The sequence below is a fragment of the Streptomyces sp. NPDC002309 genome (assembly GCF_053593375.1).
Map to the genome: position 1 here is coordinate 17,192 of NZ_JBSFCI010000042.1, position 16,627 is coordinate 33,818.

12 protein-coding genes are annotated in these 16,627 nt (G+C 70.3%); 6 read left to right on the forward strand and 6 right to left on the reverse strand.

The features are described from left to right. Window positions 1-285: 285 nt before the first annotated feature. Complete coding sequence (gene secA / locus ACWCPM_RS28620; RefSeq protein ID WP_450979146.1) at window positions 286-3,096, forward strand: preprotein translocase subunit SecA; 2,811 nt, start codon at window positions 286-288, stop codon at window positions 3,094-3,096. Window positions 3,097-3,207: 111 nt separating this feature from the next. Here the strand turns inward: secA and ACWCPM_RS28625 are convergent, their stop codons facing one another. Then, the gene (locus ACWCPM_RS28625) at window positions 3,208-3,702 is read right to left on the reverse strand and encodes an Rv3235 family protein (protein ID WP_450979147.1); all 495 of its coding nucleotides are present in this window, start codon (window positions 3,700-3,702) and stop codon (window positions 3,208-3,210) included. Between the two features lie 327 nt (window positions 3,703-4,029). On the opposite strand from ACWCPM_RS28625, the gene ACWCPM_RS28630 reads away from it, so the two are divergent. Further along, entirely contained in the window at window positions 4,030-4,545 is a 516-nt protein-coding gene (locus ACWCPM_RS28630; protein WP_450979148.1) for a DUF6912 family protein, read from the forward strand. Window positions 4,546-4,849: 304 nt separating this feature from the next. Beyond that, on the forward strand, window positions 4,850-5,515 hold the full coding sequence (locus tag ACWCPM_RS28635) for an HAD family hydrolase (RefSeq protein WP_450979149.1): 666 nt from the start codon (window positions 4,850-4,852) through the stop codon (window positions 5,513-5,515). Window positions 5,516-5,605: 90 nt separating this feature from the next. Here ACWCPM_RS28635 and ACWCPM_RS28640 read toward each other — a convergent pair whose 3' ends face one another. Beyond that, window positions 5,606-6,172 (reverse strand): DJ-1/PfpI family protein, encoded by a 567-nt coding sequence (locus tag ACWCPM_RS28640; protein ID WP_450979150.1) that lies wholly within the window; start codon window positions 6,170-6,172, stop codon window positions 5,606-5,608. 576 nt (window positions 6,173-6,748) lie between these two features. On the opposite strand from ACWCPM_RS28640, the gene ACWCPM_RS28645 reads away from it, so the two are divergent. After that, the gene (locus tag ACWCPM_RS28645) at window positions 6,749-11,674 is read left to right on the forward strand and encodes an NAD-glutamate dehydrogenase (protein ID WP_450979151.1); all 4,926 of its coding nucleotides are present in this window, start codon (window positions 6,749-6,751) and stop codon (window positions 11,672-11,674) included. A gap of 122 nt (window positions 11,675-11,796) precedes the next feature. Here the strand turns inward: ACWCPM_RS28645 and ACWCPM_RS28650 are convergent, their stop codons facing one another. Next, complete coding sequence (locus ACWCPM_RS28650; RefSeq protein ID WP_450979152.1) at window positions 11,797-12,654, reverse strand: ABC transporter ATP-binding protein; 858 nt, start codon at window positions 12,652-12,654, stop codon at window positions 11,797-11,799. Continuing rightward, window positions 12,647-13,576, reverse strand: a complete 930-nt coding sequence (locus tag ACWCPM_RS28655) for an ABC transporter permease (protein WP_450979153.1) — start codon at window positions 13,574-13,576, stop codon at window positions 12,647-12,649. Before ACWCPM_RS28655 ends, ACWCPM_RS28650 begins: the two co-directional genes overlap by 8 nt. 179 nt (window positions 13,577-13,755) lie before the next feature. Here ACWCPM_RS28655 and ACWCPM_RS28660 point away from each other — a divergent pair, with 179 nt between their 5' ends. Then, on the forward strand, window positions 13,756-14,382 hold the full coding sequence (locus ACWCPM_RS28660) for a TetR/AcrR family transcriptional regulator (protein ID WP_450979154.1): 627 nt from the start codon (window positions 13,756-13,758) through the stop codon (window positions 14,380-14,382). 48 nt (window positions 14,383-14,430) lie between these two features. Here ACWCPM_RS28660 and galE read toward each other — a convergent pair whose 3' ends face one another. Together galE and ACWCPM_RS28670 are read right to left on the reverse strand one after the other, a co-directional pair. Continuing rightward, window positions 14,431-15,411: a UDP-glucose 4-epimerase GalE gene (gene galE / locus ACWCPM_RS28665; protein ID WP_450979155.1), complete on the reverse strand. Its 981-nt coding sequence runs from the start codon at window positions 15,409-15,411 to the stop codon at window positions 14,431-14,433. Between the two features lie 129 nt (window positions 15,412-15,540). Then, window positions 15,541-16,026 (reverse strand): MarR family winged helix-turn-helix transcriptional regulator, encoded by a 486-nt coding sequence (locus ACWCPM_RS28670; RefSeq protein WP_450979156.1) that lies wholly within the window; start codon window positions 16,024-16,026, stop codon window positions 15,541-15,543. 121 nt (window positions 16,027-16,147) lie between these two features. Between ACWCPM_RS28670 and ACWCPM_RS28675 the strand changes: the two genes are divergently transcribed. Next, complete coding sequence (locus tag ACWCPM_RS28675) at window positions 16,148-16,561, forward strand: organic hydroperoxide resistance protein (protein ID WP_450979171.1); 414 nt, start codon at window positions 16,148-16,150, stop codon at window positions 16,559-16,561. Window positions 16,562-16,627 lie beyond the last annotated feature (66 nt).

Sequence of the window (16,627 nt, forward strand, 5' to 3'; positions counted from 1 at the left end):
CGATTCGCACAATTCGTCGGTGGTGCCGCGGCACCATCCGGGACTCCCGTCCGTTGTCCCGGGTGAAAGGCAGATCCAAGGCAGACGCATGGCAGATCGCAGGCGTGAGAAGGCGGTTTTCCCGGACAGGTCGACGGCGGACCCGACACCGAAGCGCGACTGCGGACCGTCATGGTCCGGCAGGCCTCCCGGCGTGGCCGGGTCCTCGCATACGATGGCCGTTGCTCAGTACGTCAGAAGGAAAACCGACCGTGCCAGGCCCGACCGGCAAGGAGACCAACCCCCGTGTCCGTCCTCTCGAAGATCATGCGTGCAGGCGAAGGCAAGATCCTGCGCAAGCTGCACCGCATCGCGGACCAGGTCAACTCCATCGAAGAGGACTTCGTCGACCTCTCCGACGCCGAGCTGCGGGCCCTCACCGATGAGTACAGGCAGCGCTACGCCGACGGCGAGACCCTGGACGACCTGCTCCCCGAGGCGTTCGCCACGGTGCGTGAGGCCGCCAAGCGTGTCCTGGGCCAGCGCCACTACGACGTGCAGATCATGGGTGGCGCCGCCCTGCACCTCGGCTATGTCGCCGAGATGAAGACCGGTGAGGGCAAGACCCTGGTGGGCACGCTGCCCGCCTATCTGAACGCGCTGTCCGGCGACGGCGTCCACCTCATCACGGTCAACGACTACCTGGCCGAGCGCGACTCCGAGATGATGGGCCGCGTCCACAAGCTCCTGGGTCTGTCCGTCGGCTGCATCCTGGCCAACATGACGCCGGCCCAGCGCCGTGAGCAGTACGGCTTCGACATCACCTACGGCACGAACAACGAGTTCGGCTTCGACTACCTCCGCGACAACATGGCGTGGTCGCAGGACGAACTGGTCCAGCGGGGCCACAACTTCGCCATCGTCGACGAGGTCGACTCCATCCTCATCGACGAGGCCCGTACGCCACTGATCATCTCTGGCCCGGCCGACCAGGCCACCAAGTGGTACGGCGACTTCGCCAAGCTCGTCAAGCGTCTCAAGCGCGGTGAGGCGGGCCAGCCGCTCAAGGGCATCGAGGAGACCGGCGACTACGACGTCGACGAGAAGAAGCGCACGGTCGCCATCCACGAGTCCGGTGTCTCGAAGGTCGAGGACTGGCTGGGCATCGACAACCTCTACGAGTCGGTGAACACCCCGCTGGTGGGCTACCTGAACAACGCCATCAAGGCGAAGGAGCTCTTCAAGAACGACAAGGACTACGTCGTCATCGACGGCGAGGTCATGATCGTCGACGAGCACACCGGCCGTATCCTCGCCGGTCGCCGTTACAACGAGGGCATGCACCAGGCGATCGAGGCGAAGGAGGGGGTGCCGATCAAGGACGAGAACCAGACCCTCGCCACGATCACCCTCCAGAACTTCTTCCGCCTCTACGGCAAGCTCTCCGGCATGACCGGTACGGCGATGACCGAGGCCGCCGAGTTCCACCAGATCTACAAGCTGGGCGTCGTCCCGATCCCGACCAACAGGCCGATGGTCCGCAAGGACCAGTCCGACCTGATCTACCGCACCGAGGTCGCGAAGTTCGACGCGGTCGTCGACGACATCGCCGAGAAGCACGAGAAGGGCCAGCCGATCCTGGTCGGCACCACCTCGGTCGAGAAGTCCGAGTACCTCTCGCAGCAGCTGAGCAAGCGCGGCATCCAGCACGAGGTGCTCAACGCCAAGCAGCACGACCGTGAGGCGACGATCGTCGCCCAGGCCGGCCGCAGGGGCGCCGTGACCGTGGCCACCAACATGGCCGGCCGTGGTACGGACATCAAGCTCGGCGGCAACCCCGACGACCTCGCCGAGGCCGAGCTGCGTCAGCGCGGTCTCGACCCGGAGGAGCACATCGAGGAGTGGGCCGCCGCGCTGCCCGCCGCCCTGGAGCGGGCCGAGAAGGCGGTGCGCACCGAGTTCGAAGAGGTCAAGGACCTCGGCGGCCTGTACGTGCTGGGCACCGAGCGGCACGAGTCGCGGCGCATCGACAACCAGCTGCGCGGTCGTTCCGGCCGTCAGGGCGACCCGGGCGAGTCCCGCTTCTACCTGTCCCTCGGTGACGACCTGATGCGGCTCTTCAAGGCGCAGATGGTCGAGCGTGTGATGTCGATGGCCAACGTCCCCGACGACGTGCCGATCGAGAACAAGATGGTCACGCGCGCGATCGCGTCCGCCCAGTCGCAGGTCGAGCAGCAGAACTTCGAGACCCGTAAGAACGTCCTGAAGTACGACGAGGTCCTCAACCGGCAGCGTGAGGTCATCTACGGTGAGCGGCGCCGTGTCCTGGAGGGCGAGGACCTGCACGAGCAGATCCAGCACTTCATGGACGGCACGATCGACGCGTACATCGCCGCGGAGACCGCCGAGGGCTTCGCCGAGGAGTGGGACGTGGACCGGCTGTGGGGCGCCTTCAAGCAGCTCTACCCGGTGAAGGTCACCATCGAGGAGCTGGAGGAGGCGGCCGGTGACCGGGCCGGGCTCACCGCCGACTTCATCTCGGAGTCCATCAAGGACGACATCCACGCCCAGTACGAGACGCGTGAGGGGCAGCTCGGCTCCGAGATCATGCGTGAGCTGGAGCGCCGGGTCGTGCTGTCGGTCCTCGACCGCAAGTGGCGCGAGCACCTCTACGAGATGGACTACCTCCAGGAGGGCATCGGCCTGCGCGCCATGGCCCAGAAGGACCCGCTGGTCGAGTACCAGCGCGAGGGCTTCGACATGTTCACCGCCATGATGGAGGGCATCAAGGAGGAGTCCGTCGGCTATCTGTTCAACCTGGAGGTCCAGGTCGAGCAGCAGGTCGAGGAGGTCCCCGTCGAGGACTCCAAGCCGAGCCTGGAGAAGCAGGACGCGGTGCCCGCGCAGGCCGGACCCCGCCCCGAGATCCGCGCCAAGGGCCTGGAGGCCCCGCAGCGACGGAACCTGCACTTCACCGCGCCGACCGTGGACGGCGAGGGCGGCACCATCGAGGGCGACTTCACCGAGGACGGTGAGCCCGTGCGCTCCGAGGCCGACGGTCTCACGCGGGCGGAGCGCCGCAAGCAGGCGAAGGCCGGGCGGCGCCGGAAGAAGTAGGCGCCGGAAGGAGTAGCGGCGGCCGGCGCGCACAGCGCCGCCGTGGCCGGATGAAGGGCCGGAGCACCCGAGGGGTGCCCGGCCCTTCGTCGTGCCGCCGCTGGACAGGCTCTAGGCGTCCCGGGCCGTGACGCGGGCGCCGCCGAGTTCCACGGCCGTGCAGCGCCAGCGGCGGTCGCGGCCGAGTTCGAGCCGGAAGGCCATGGCGCGCAGGCGGTCGCCGGTGCCGATGCGGACGAAGGCCTCGATGGCGCCGGGGCGGGGTTCGCAGTAGCCGATGTCGCGGATGACGGGGCGCGGGCCACGGGCGCGCAGGGGGCCGTGCTCGGCGAGGTGGGCGAGGTCGTCGTAGGCGGGTCCCGCGGTGTGGCCGAGCATGGCGTGGACGGGCCGCTGACCGCTGAGGACGAGGAGCAGGCGGTCGGCGAAGAGGTCGGTCGGTCGGGGCTGCGGGACGGCCGTGGGCCGTGTCGCGGAGGGCGTCGTGCGGGTCGGGCCGGAACCCGGGGCGCGAGGCGGGCTGCCGCCGGGACGGCGTGTGTCGCGACGGGTGGGGGGACGGTGGGCGGGGTGGTGCTGGACGGTCCTGGTCATGACCTTGTTCATGGAGATCCCCGAGTCGCTGGGACCGGTCGGCAGCCGCCGTACCGGGCAGTAACTTTCTGTTGGGGATCTTGTACGGGGAGGAATCGCGGGGCGGCAAACCGGCGGGGCCGGGGCCGAGGAGCCCGGAGACTTCACTTATCCGGGTGACGCAGGGGAAGGGGAGCCCCTCGTCAGGCGGGCGGCCCGGGTGAATCCGTGGCGCGGGGTGGACGCCTCCCCGCGCGCGGGGAGGGACTCGAAAGAGGACCCCCACCCGTATCCTGAAAGCCCTTCACACGGGCTTGTGGAGCCCCTGCGACAGCCTTCCGACCACGAAAGCGGCCAGCCATGCGCGTCTACGTCCCCCTGACCCTCCCCGGTCTCGCCGAGGCGTTCCGGACAGGAGAGGTGGGGGCCGGGCCGCTCGTCGCGTACGCCGTCACCCCCGCGTTGCGCGAGTGGTACGTCTCGGAGGACATGGAGGAGCTGGAGTACGCGGCGCTCGGCCGGGCCGCGCTGGCCTCGCTCCGGTTGCTCGCGGCCGACGAGGGCGCGCCGCGTCGTCGGGTTGTGGTCGCCGTCGACGTGCCCGACGGGCAGGCGGGCGGTGCCCCCGGTACGGGGCCCGGCCCGGTCGCGCCGGGTGAGGTCGAGGTCGCCGGGGCCGTGCCGCTGGCCAAGGTGGCGTCGGTGCATGTCGACTCGGCGGACGCGGAGGCGGATGTGGCCGCTGCGGCCGGGGCGGTGCGGGCGGCGGACGGCGGGGACGACGAGGCGCAGGACCTCGTGGACATGGCCGAGGACCACGAGCTGCTGTGGTTCGCGACGCAGGAGATCCCGAATCTGGTGGGCCGCGGGAACTGAGGGCGTCCCGCCCGTCCGTATCCCCGAAGCCCGGGCCGAGGGTGGTCCACGTACGGCCGGCCCGGGGGCAGCACTCCACCTACGGACCGGGTGGTCCACGTGCGGCCGGGCTGCGGGTACTCCACCTACGGCCGGGGTGTGGGCGGTCCGCTTAGGGTCGGGCCGCGGGCGGTCCATCTACGGTCGGGCCGCGGGCGGTCCACGTACGGTCGGGTCGCTCGTCCGGCCTCCTGCTGCCGACCCTTCCACCTCGCTGACCTGCGATTCTCTCCATTGTCGGTGCGGGCGGGTACCGTTTTCGGTCATGGGGACGCAGGGAGCTTCGCACATTGTGTGGGACTGGAACGGCACGCTGTTCCACGACAACGACGCGATCATCGGGGCGACGAACGCGGCATTCGGCGAGTTGGGGCTGGAGCCGATCACGATGGAGCAGTACCGGGCGCTGTACTGCGTGCCGGTGCCGAAGTTCTACGAGCGTCTGCTCGGGCGGTTGCCGACGGAAGCCGAGTGGCTGGTGATGGACGAGGTGTTCCATCGGTACTACGCGGAGCACCGGGTGCGGTGCGCGCTCACCGAGGGAGCCGAGCAACTGCTGGTGGACTGGGTGGCGGACGGCCGGAGCCAGTCGATTCTCAGCATGTACGGGCACGAGGAACTGGTCCCGCTGGTCCGCGGATTCGGGATCGAGACGCACTTCGTACGGGTCGACGGGCGGACCGGTCCGTCCGGGGGCAGCAAGGCCGAGCACATGGTGCGGCACCTGGCCGCGCTCACAGGGGTGGACCCCGCTCGCACGGTCGTGATCGGGGACGCCGCGGACGACGCGGTGGCGGCACGGCACGCGGGGGCCAGAGCCGTGCTCTACACCGGGGGGTCCCATGGCCGGGCCAGCCTGGAGGAGGCCGGAGTGCCGGTGGTCGACACGCTGGGGGAAGCGGTCGCCCTGGCACAGGAGATGGCTGCCTGAGGGCGGCGTGAGAAGGCCAGGTCAGGAGGGGCGGAGGCGACCGCGCCGGGCGTGACGCCGCCCCGCCCCGACGGCCGACGTGCGCCGCTGTCAGGTCACCGGCGCCTTGGCGCGCAGCACCGTGAGGAACTCGCGCATCCAGGCCGGGTGGTCCGGCCAGGCACGGGCCGAGACCAGGGTGCCGTCGACCACCGCCTCGGTGTCCTGGAAGGTGGCGCCGGCCGCCTGCATGTCGAGTTCCAGCGCGGGGTACGCGGTGACACGCCGGCCGCGCAGGCTGTCGATCGCGGCGGTGAGGAGGGGGCCGTGGCAGATCTGGGCCACGGGCTTGTCGGCGTCGAAGAAGGACTTGAGGATCTTGCGGAGTTCGGGATCGTTGCGGAGGTACTCAGGGGCGCGGCCGCCCGGGACGACCACGGCGACGTACTGGCCGGGGTCGACCTCCGAGAACGCGAGATCGGCGTCCCAGGTGTAGCCGGGCTTCTCGGTGTAGGTGTCGAAGCCGGGTTCGAAGTCGTGGACGACGAACCGGAGCTTCTTGCGGGTGGGGGCGGCGATGTGGACCTCGTAGCCCTCCTCACGGAGGCGCTGGTAGGGGTAGAGCACTTCGAGGGACTCTGCCGCGTCGCCCGTGAGGATGAGGATCTTGGCGGTCATGGGGGTTGCTCCCCTTCGAGGTGGCTTTGTCGGAGCGGTCTCCCTGCCAACGTGCCTCGGAGGCGCGGGCTTGCCTAGGGGACGCGCCGGTTTTGGGACGACTCGTCCGGTGGTGGTGTGCCCGCTACGACGACTCCCGCGTTATCACCCCTGTGCAGACTGTCAAAGTTCCACCCCTGGTTTTGTACACATACGGCTCATGACGGGCCCCGGGTAAGGAGCGATAGCCTTGTGAGGTGATCAGCGCGATAGTTCGCGGGGGCCTCCGTGCCCCTGCCCCGCGCCCGGAGAGCATGGAAGACATCCGTGTCCGGGCGGCGGTCGCTGGTCCTCGCGGGCAGGGCGGGGCCTTCGAGAGCCCCGCGGCGGCGCGCGCATTCTGGGAGCCGAAGCCGTCGAGAGCGGCGTCGCATGCCCCGCGCGCGTGGGAAATGGCTGATATCCCCCCGCTCATCTCACCTTGCGGCATAGCGTCGGAACGGACCGGACACCCCGCGTCACGACGTCGTGTCGGAAGGCCGGAGACCGTACTTCCTTCTACGTCACGCAACGGCGCGCGACAGGAGCCAGAGGACAATGCAGACCAAGCTGGACGAAGCCAAGGCCGAGCTGCTCGATCGGGCCGCCCGGGTAGCTGAGAACAGCCCGGTCGGGGGGCACCTACCGACTGGGAAGACGGAGCACGGCACCCCGGACCGGGCAGCCGTACTCGCGTTCCTCCAGCGCTACTACCTGCACACCGCGCCGGAGGACCTCGCCGACCGCGACCCGGTCGACGTCTTCGGCGCCGCCTACTCGCACTACCGGCTGGCCGAGAACCGCCCCCAGGGCACGGCGAACGTCCGGGTGCACACCCCGACGGTCGAGGAGAACGGCTGGACGTGCAGCCACTCGGTGGTCGAGGTCGTCACGGACGACATGCCGTTCCTGGTCGACTCCGTCACCAACGAGCTGACCCGGCAGGGCCGCGGCATCCACGTGGTCATCCACCCGCAGGTCGTGGTGCGCCGCGATGTCACCGGACACCTCATCGAGGTGCTCAGCACGCCGCCCGCCGGTGAGCTCCCGCACGACGCGCACGTCGAGTCGTGGATCCACGTCGAGATCGACCGCGAGACCGACCGCTCGGACCTGAAGCAGATCACCGCCGACCTGCTGCGTGTCCTGTCCGACGCCCGCGAGGCCGTCGAGGACTGGGGCAAGATGCGGGAGGGCGCGCTGCGGATCGCGGAGGAGCTGTCCGAGGAGCCCGCCCCCGCCGATCTGCCGGCGGAGGAGATCGAGGAGGCCCGCGAGCTGCTGCGCTGGCTCGCCGCGGACCACTTCACGTTCCTGGGATACCGCGAGTACGAGCTGCGCGACGACTCGCTCGGTGCCGTCCCCGGCACGGGCCTCGGCATACTGCGCTCGGACCCGCACCACGAGACCGGTGAGAGCCACCCCGTCAGCCCGTCCTTCGAGCGGCTGCCCGCCGACGCCCGGGCCAAGGCCCGTGAGCACAAACTGCTCGTCCTGACCAAGGCGAACAGCCGGTCGACCGTGCACCGGCCGTCGTACCTGGACTACATCGGCGTCAAGAAGTTCGACGAACAGGGCAACGTGGTGGGGGAGCGGCGCTTCCTCGGCCTGTTCTCCTCCGCCGCCTACACCGAGTCCGTGCGCCGGGTGCCCGTCATCCGTCGCAAGGTCGAGGACGTGCTGAGCCGCGCCGGGTTCTCGCCCCACAGCCACGACGGCCGTGACCTGCTCCAGATCCTGGAGACGTACCCGCGCGACGAGCTCTTCCAGACCCCGGTCGACGAGCTGCAGACCATCGTCACGTCCGTGCTGTACCTCCAGGAGCGGCGCCGGCTGCGTCTCTACCTGCGCCAGGACGAATACGGCCGCTACTACTCGGCCCTCGTCTACCTCCCCCGCGACCGCTACACCACCGGCGTCCGGATGCGGATCATCGACCTCCTCAAGGAGGAGCTCGGCGGCACCAGCGTCGACTTCACCGCCTGGAACACCGAGTCGGTCCTCTCGCGGCTGCACTTCGTCATCCGCGTCCCGCAGGGCACCGAGCTGCTGCAGCTGTCGGACGCCGACAAGGACCGCATCGAGGCCCGCCTGGTCGAGGCCGTCCGCTCCTGGCTGGACGGGTTCTCCGAGGCGCTGAACGCCGAGGTCGGCGAGGAGCGCGCGGCGGAGCTGCTGCGCAGCTACCACAACGCCTTCCCGGAGGGCTACAAGGCCGACCACAGCCCGCGCGCGGCGGTCGCCGACCTCGGCCATCTCGAACGGCTCACCGAGGAGAACGACTTCGCGCTCAGCCTGTACGAGCCGGTGGGTGCCGGCCCGGACGAGCGCCGCTTGAAGATCTACCGCAAGGGTGACGCCGTCTCGCTGTCCCGCGTCCTGCCGGTGCTCAACCGGCTCGGCGTCGAGGTGATGGACGAGCGGCCCTACGAACTGCGCTGCGCCGACGGCAGCGTCGCCTGGATCTACGACTTCGGCATGCGGATGCCCAAGGCGCAGCACGGCGCGGACTACCACGGCGACGACGCCCGTGAGCGGTTCCAGGAGGCGTTCGCCGCCAGCTGGACCGGCAAGGCCGAGAACGACGGCTTCAACGCCCTCGTGCTGAGCGCCGGGCTGACCTGGCGGCAGGCGATGGTGCTGCGGGCGTACGCGAAGTACCTGCGCCAGGCGAGCTCCACGTTCAGCCAGGACTACATGGAGGACACCCTCCGCAACAACGTCCACACGACCCGGCTCCTCGTCTCCCTGTTCGAGGCGCGGATGTCCCCGGAGCGGCAGCGCGCCGGGCACGAGATCGTGGACGCCCTGCTGGAGGAGCTGGAGGCCGCCCTCGACCAGGTCGCGAGCCTCGACGAGGACCGGATCCTGCGGTCCTTCCTCACCGTCATCAAGGCCACTCTGCGCACGAACTTCTTCCAGGAGGCGCGGGGCGGCCGCCCGCACGAGTACGTGTCGATGAAGTTCGACCCGCAGGCCATCCCGGACCTGCCCGCGCCGCGCCCGGCGTTCGAGATCTGGGTGTACTCGCCGCGTGTCGAGGGCGTACATCTGCGCTTCGGCAAGGTCGCCCGCGGTGGCCTGCGCTGGTCGGACCGCCGTGAGGACTTCCGTACCGAGATCCTCGGCCTGGTCAAGGCGCAGATGGTGAAGAACACCGTCATCGTGCCGGTCGGCGCGAAGGGCGGCTTCGTCGCCAAGCAGCTGCCGGACCCGTCCGTGGACCGGGACGCGTGGCTCGCGGAGGGCATCGCCAGCTACCGGACGTTCATCTCGGCACTGCTCGACATCACCGACAACATGGTGGCCGGAGAGGTCGTCCCGCCCGCCGACGTCGTCCGGCACGACGAGGACGACACCTACCTCGTGGTCGCCGCCGACAAGGGCACCGCGACCTTCTCGGACATCGCCAACGAGGTCGCCCAGCAGTACAACTTCTGGCTGGGCGACGCCTTCGCCTCCGGCGGCAGCGCGGGCTACGACCACAAGGGCATGGGCATCACCGCGCGCGGCGCCTGGGAGTCCGTCAAGCGGCACTTCCGGGAACTGGGCGTCGACACGCAGACCGAGGACTTCACGGTCGTCGGCATCGGCGACATGTCGGGTGACGTGTTCGGCAACGGCATGCTGCTCAGCGAGCACATCCGGCTGGTCGCCGCCTTCGACCACCGGCACATCGTCATCGACCCCGACCCGGACGCGGCGACCTCGTACGCCGAGCGCCGCCGTCTGTTCGAGCTGCCGCGCTCGTCGTGGCAGGACTACAACACCGACCTGCTGTCGGCGGGCGGCGGGATCTTCCCGCGCAGCGCGAAGTCGATCCCGGTCAACGCGCACATCCGCGCGGCCCTCGGCATCGAGGAGAAGGTCACCAAGCTGACGCCCGCCGACCTGATGCGGGCGATCCTCAAGGCGCCGGTGGACCTGCTGTGGAACGGCGGCATCGGCACCTACGTCAAGGCGTCCACCGAGACCCACGCGGATGTCGGCGACAAGGCCAACGACTCGATCCGGGTCGACGGCAAGGACCTGCGGGTCAAGGTCGTCGGTGAGGGCGGCAACCTCGGCCTGACCCAGCTGGGCAGGATCGAGTGCGCGCTGCACGGCGGCCGGATCAACACCGACGCCATCGACAACAGCGCCGGCGTGGACACCTCCGACCACGAGGTGAACATCAAGATCCTGCTGAACAGCCTGGTCACCGACGGGGACATGACCGTCAAGCAGCGCAACCGGCTGCTCGCCGAGATGACCGACGAGGTCGGCCGCCTGGTGCTGCGCAACAACTACGCGCAGAACACGGCGATCGCCAACGCCCTGGCCCAGTCCAAGGACATGCTCCACGCCCAGCAGCGTTTCTTGCGTCACCTCGTGCGCGAGGGGCACCTCGACCGGGCGCTGGAGTTCCTGCCGACCGACCGCCAGATCCGCGAGCGGCTCGCCCAGGGCCAGGGTCTGACGAGCCCGGAGACGGCCGTCCTGCTGGCGTACACGAAGATCACGGTCGCCGAGGAGCTGCTGCACACCTCGCTGCCGGACGACCCGTATCTGCACGGGCTGCTCTACGCGTACTTCCCGAGCGCGCTGCGCGAGCAGTTCCCGGAGCAGATCGAGAGCCACCCGCTGCGCCGCGAGATCACCACGACGGTACTGGTCAACGACACCGTCAACACCGGTGGTACGACGTATCTGCACCGGCTGCGCGAGGAGACGGGCGCGTCGCTGGAGGAGATCGTCCGGGCGCAGACCGCGGCCCGTGCGATCTTCCGGTCCGCGACGGTGTGGGACGGTGTCGAGGCACTCGACAACAAGGTCGACGCGACGGTCCAGACCCGGATCCGGCTGCACTCCCGGCGTCTGGTGGAGCGCGGTACGCGCTGGCTGCTCAACAACCGGCCGCAGCCGCTCCAGCTGGCCGAGACGGTCGACTTCTTCGCCGAGCGTGTCGAGCAGGTCTGGGCGCAGCTGCCCAAGCTGATGCGCGGCGCGGACGTCGAGTGGTGGCAGCAGATCCACGACGAGCTGACCGACGCCGGCGTCCCGGACGAGCTCGCCACCCGCGTGGCCGGGTTCTCCTCGGCCTTCCCGGCGCTCGACATCGTCTCGGTGGCCGACCGCATGGGCAAGGAGCCGCTGGAGGTGGCCGAGGTCTACTACGACCTCGCCGACCGGCTCGGCATCACCCAGCTGATGGACCGCATCATCGAGCTGCCGCGCGCCGACCGCTGGCAGTCCATGGCCCGCGCGGCCATCCGTGAGGACCTGTACGCGGCCCACGCGGCCGTCACGGCGGACGTCCTCGCGGCGGGCAACGGCACGGCGACGCCCGAGCAGCGGTTCAAGGTCTGGGAGCAGAAGAACGCGCCCATCCTGGGCCGGGCCCGGACGACGCTGGAGGAGATCCAGGGTTCCGACGCGTTCGACCTGGCGAACCTGTCGGTGGCGATGCGGACGATGCGCACGCTGCTGCGGGCGCACTCGTAGTCACAGGAACGTCACCGGAACGACAGAAGAGGGCGCCCCGGGCCTGGAACGGCCCGGGGCGCCCTCCTGCGTGCCGGTCTCCTGCGTGCCGGCCTCTGCGTGCCGCCTCCTGTGCCGGAGGGTCAGGACGGCTGGGGCACCCGCGGCGCGGTCGCCTTGGGCTTCGGCTTGGGCTTCGGCTTGTTGTCCCCGGTGAAGGCCTCGTACTCCTTCATGACCTCCTCCGTGGGCCCGTCCATGCGCAGTTGACCGCGTTCCAGCCACAGCACGCGCTCGCAGGTGTCGCGGATGGACTTGTTGTTGTGGCTGACCAGGAAGACCGTCCCGGCGTGCTTGCGCAGCTCGCGGATGCGGGCCTCGGACCGCTTCTGGAAGGAGCGGTCGCCGGTGGCGAGGGCCTCGTCGATGAGCAGCACGTCGTGGTCCTTGGCGGCGGCGATGGAGAACCTCAGGCGGGCGGCCATGCCGGAGGAGTACGTGCGCATGGGCAGGGTGATGAAGTCGCCCTTCTCGTTGATGCCCGAGAAGTCGACGATGTCCTGGTAGCGCTCCTTGACCTGCTCACGGCTCATGCCCATCGCGAGGCCGCCGAGGTGGACGTTGCGCTCGCCGGTCAGGTCGTTCATCAGGGCGGCGTTGACGCCCAGGAGGGAGGGCTGGCCGCCGGTGTGGATCCGGCCGTTCTCCACGGGGAGCAGGCCGGCGACGGCCTTCAGCAGGGTCGACTTGCCGGACCCGTTGGTACCGATCAGGCCGATGGCCTCGCCCCGGTACGCGACGAAGGAGACGTCCCGGACAGCGTGCACCGTGCGGGTGCCGGCCGTTGTCTCGGCGTTCTTGCGGCGCAGCATGCGGTTGAGGGCGGCGGTGGCGGAGCCGCGGCCTCCTCCGGTGCCGTTGACGCGGTAGACGATGTCGACGTGGTCGGCGACGACGGTGGGGATCGGGTCGGGAGTGGTCCCGTCGGGGTTCTCAGCCACGGCCGTACGTCTCCTCAGCCTTCCAGAAGTAGATGAAGCCGCCGACGCCCGCCAGCAGGGCCCAGCCCGTGGCGAGCATCCAGACGTGGTCGGGCAGCTGGCTCGCCTTGAAGCTGTCGATCAGCGCGAAGCGCATCAGGTCGATGTAGACGGCGGCGGGGTTGGCCTGGAGCACGGGGCCGACCCAGCCCGGCAGGTCGTTGTGGCGGCTCAGCAGGTGGTCGATGCTCCACATCACGCCGGAGACGTACATCCAGGTGCGCAGCACGAACGGCATCAGCTGGGCGATGTCCGGTGTCTTGGCGCCCAGCCGGGCCATGATCATCGAGACGCCGGCGTTGAACGTGAACTGCAGTACCAGGGCCGGGATCGCCAGCACCCAGGACGCGGCGACCGGGACGCCGAAGACGAGCAGGATGACGGCCAGGGCGGCCATCGAGAACAGCAGCTGCTGGAGTTGCTGGAGGCAGAAGGAGATCGGCAGGGCCGCGCGCGGGAAGTGCAGGGCGCGGACGAGGCCGAGGTTTCCGGAGATGGCGCGGGTGCCGGCCAGGATCGAGCTCTGCGAGAAGGTCCAGATGAACACGCCGGTGACCAGGAACGGGACGTAGTCCGGCACGCCCTCCTTGGTCTGCAGCAGCACGCCGAAGATCAGGTAGTAGACGGCCGCGTTCAGCAGCGGCGTCATGACCTGCCACACCTGGCCGAGCTTCGCCTGGCTGTACTGGGCGGTGAGCTTGGCCGTCGAGAACGCCGCGATGAAGTGGCGCCGCGCCCACAGTTGTCGGACGTACTGGGGCAGGGAGGGGCGGGCGCCGCTGACGGTGAGGCCGTGGCGGGCGGCGAGGGCCGCGAGGTCGTCGACGGCGGGGGCCGTGGCGCGGGCCGTGGTCGGGGGCGGTGCGTCGAGGACCTGGCTCACATCCGCTGCTTTCGGTCGGGGGTGGGGGCGCGGCGGGTCCCGGTATGCGCACCGGCGTTCTCCCGCGTGTCTGCGCATGTCTCGTACGTCGGGACGGGACCGTATCGTCGCAATGGGAGCGTAGGCCCAAGGAACGTCGGAACGCAACCGTTTCGTCGTCACGCCCTATGCTGGTCCGTATGACGACGAACGCCGACGGGCCCCCGCCGCGACCGCGCCGCCGGACCCCCGCGGGGGCGGCCGTGCTCCGCCCCGATGTCACGGAGGCCATCCGGGCGGCCGTCTTCGAGGAGCTCGCGGCCGTCGGCTACGCGCGGATGTCGATCGAGGGCATCGCCCGCCGGGCCGGGGTCGGCAAGACCGCGGTGTACCGGCGCTGGCGCTCCAAACTGCACCTCGTGCTGGACGTCGTCTCGGCGCTCGCCGTGCAGGGGCTGCCCGCGCCGGACACCGGCTCCCTGGAGGCGGACCTGCGGCTGCTGTACGAGGTGACGTCACGGGCGCTGCGGCACCCCGTGGCCTCGCAGATCATCCCCGACCTCCAGGCGGAGGCGGCCCGCAGTCCCGAGATCGCCGAAGCCTTCCAGAAGGCGCTGCGCGAGGGCCAGGAGGGCGTCGCCAGCAAGATCGTGGCCGCGGCGCAGCAGCGGGGCGAGGTCGGCCCGGACCACGACCGCGACCTCGCCCTCGATCTGATCTCCGGCCCGCTCTACTGGCGCGCGGTGGTCATCCGCAACCCCGGACTCCCCAAGGGCTACCTGGCATCCCTGGCCCGTTCCACGGCGGCGGCGCTCAAGGCCCTGTGACCGCCCGCGGTTCACCCGTCGGACGTCGGTCCGGCGGGGTCCGCGTCGTCAGTTCCGCGGGGCCCGCGCCCGGGTGTGCAGCCAGCCCTCCCAGGCCGACGTGATCATGTCCTGGACGTCGTGGCGGGCCTTCCAGCCCAGTTCCGTCGCGATGCGGTCGGCGCAGGCCACGACGCGGGCCGGGTCACCCGGGCGGCGCGGGGTGACGATCGGGGCGAGGTCATGGCCGGTGGTCGCGAGGATGCGGGTGATCATGTCGCGGACCGAGACGCCCTCGCCGCGGCCGATGTTCAGGGTGAGGTCGCGGCCGGGCGAGTCCCTCAGGGCGCGGGCGACCGCGACATGGGCCTCGGCCAGGTCGACCACGTGGATGTAGTCGCGGACGCAGGTGCCGTCGGGGGTCGCGTAGTCGTCTCCGAAGATGTGCGGGGGCGCGCCCTCGGTGAGCTTCTCGAAGACCATGGGGACGAGGTTGAAGACGCCCACATCCGCCAGCTCCGGGGTCGCCGCGCCGGCCACGTTGAAGTAGCGCAGGGACGCCGTGGCCATGCCGGTCGCCCGGCCCGTCGCCCGCACGAGCCACTCGCCCGCGAGCTTGGTCTCGCCGTACGGGCTCATCGGCTCGCACGGGGTCTGCTCCGTGACCAGGTCCACGTCCGGCATGCCGTACACGGCGGCCGAGGAGGAGAGGACGAAGGACGGGACCCCCGCCGCCGTGACCGCTTCGAGCAGGACGCGCAGGCCCTCGACGTTCTCCCGGTAGTAGTGCAGGGGGAGGTCGACCGATTCGCCGACCTGCTTCTTCGCGGCCAGGTGGACGACCCCGGTGATCCGGTGCTCGGCCAGCACACGGCGCAGCAGCTCGCCGTCCAGGGTCGAGCCGGTCACCAGGGGGACGCCGTCCGGGACGCGGGCCGCGATGCCGGTGGACAGGTCGTCGTACACCACCGTCCGCTCGCCCGCTTCGGTCATCGCCCGTACGACGTGTGCCCCGATGTATCCGGCGCCGCCCGTGATCAGCCAGGTCATCCGCGGCAGTCCCCTCGTCCGTTGCCCGTGTGGCAGTCCGCCTCACAGTGAAGCAGGTGAGCGGGCGCCGGCCGTCCGCATGTCGCTTTCCGCGCGAACGTGACACAAGTGGCACAGGACGCGCCCGCCTCAGCGGGTCTCGGTGGCCGCCGCCTCGGCCTCCGCCACCGCCGCGGCGTCGAGCGCCGTCGTCAGCCGGTTCAGGTGCGCCCCTAGTTCGCGTATCTCGTCGACGTCGAACCCGGTCGCCGCCGCGATCCGCCGCGGCACCTCGAGTGCGCGCTCGCGCAGCGCGCCCCCCTCCTCGGTCAGCCGCACCTCCACCGAGCGCTCGTCGCGCACGCTGCGCTCACGCCGTACCAGGCCGACCGCCTCCAGGCGCTTGAGCAGCGGCGACAGGGTGCCGGAGTCCAGGCGCAGACGTTCGCCCAGTTTCTTGACCGGCAGGTCGCCGTCCTCCCAGAGCACCAGCATCACCAGGTACTGCGGATAGGTGAGCCCGAGGTCCTTCAGGACCACGCGGTACACCCCGCCGAAGGCGCGCGAGGCCGCGTTCAGGGAGAAGCAGATCTGCTGGTCGAGGCGGAGCCAGTCCGCGGCCGGGGTGGTGGTCATACCCACCAGGGTAGCCCCGGGCGTCATTAAGTTGTGCACAATTTAATTGTGTGCTCTACTGCTCGTGTCGGATCGGCCGGACAGGTTGCCGGTACAAGACTCGAGAGGGACGGTTCTTCCCATGGACGCGCTGTACACCGCTGTCGCCACTTCCACCCACGGCCGCGAGGGGCGTTCCGTCTCCTCCGACGGCCGGCTCGACCTCCAGCTCGCCCTGCCGGCCGAGATGGGCGGCAACGGCGAGGGCACCAACCCCGAGCAGCTCTTCGCCGCCGGTTACTCCGCCTGTTTCGCCAGCGCCCTCGGCCTGGTCGGCCGGCACGCCAAGGTCGATATGAGCGAGGCCGCCGTCACCGCCGAGGTCGGCATCGGCAAGCAGGGCGAGGGCTTCGCGCTCGCCGTCACCCTCCGCGTCGAGCTGCCCGACACCGTGGACGCCGCCACCGGCCGCAAGCTCGTCGAGCAGGCCCACCAGGTCTGCCCCTACTCCCACGCCACCCGCGGCAACATCCCGGTCGAGCTCGTCGTCGAGTAGCCGGTCGCGGGACCGCGGGCCCGACAGCGCCCGCCACGCGCGAAACGCCGTGCGGGCGCCGGTCCC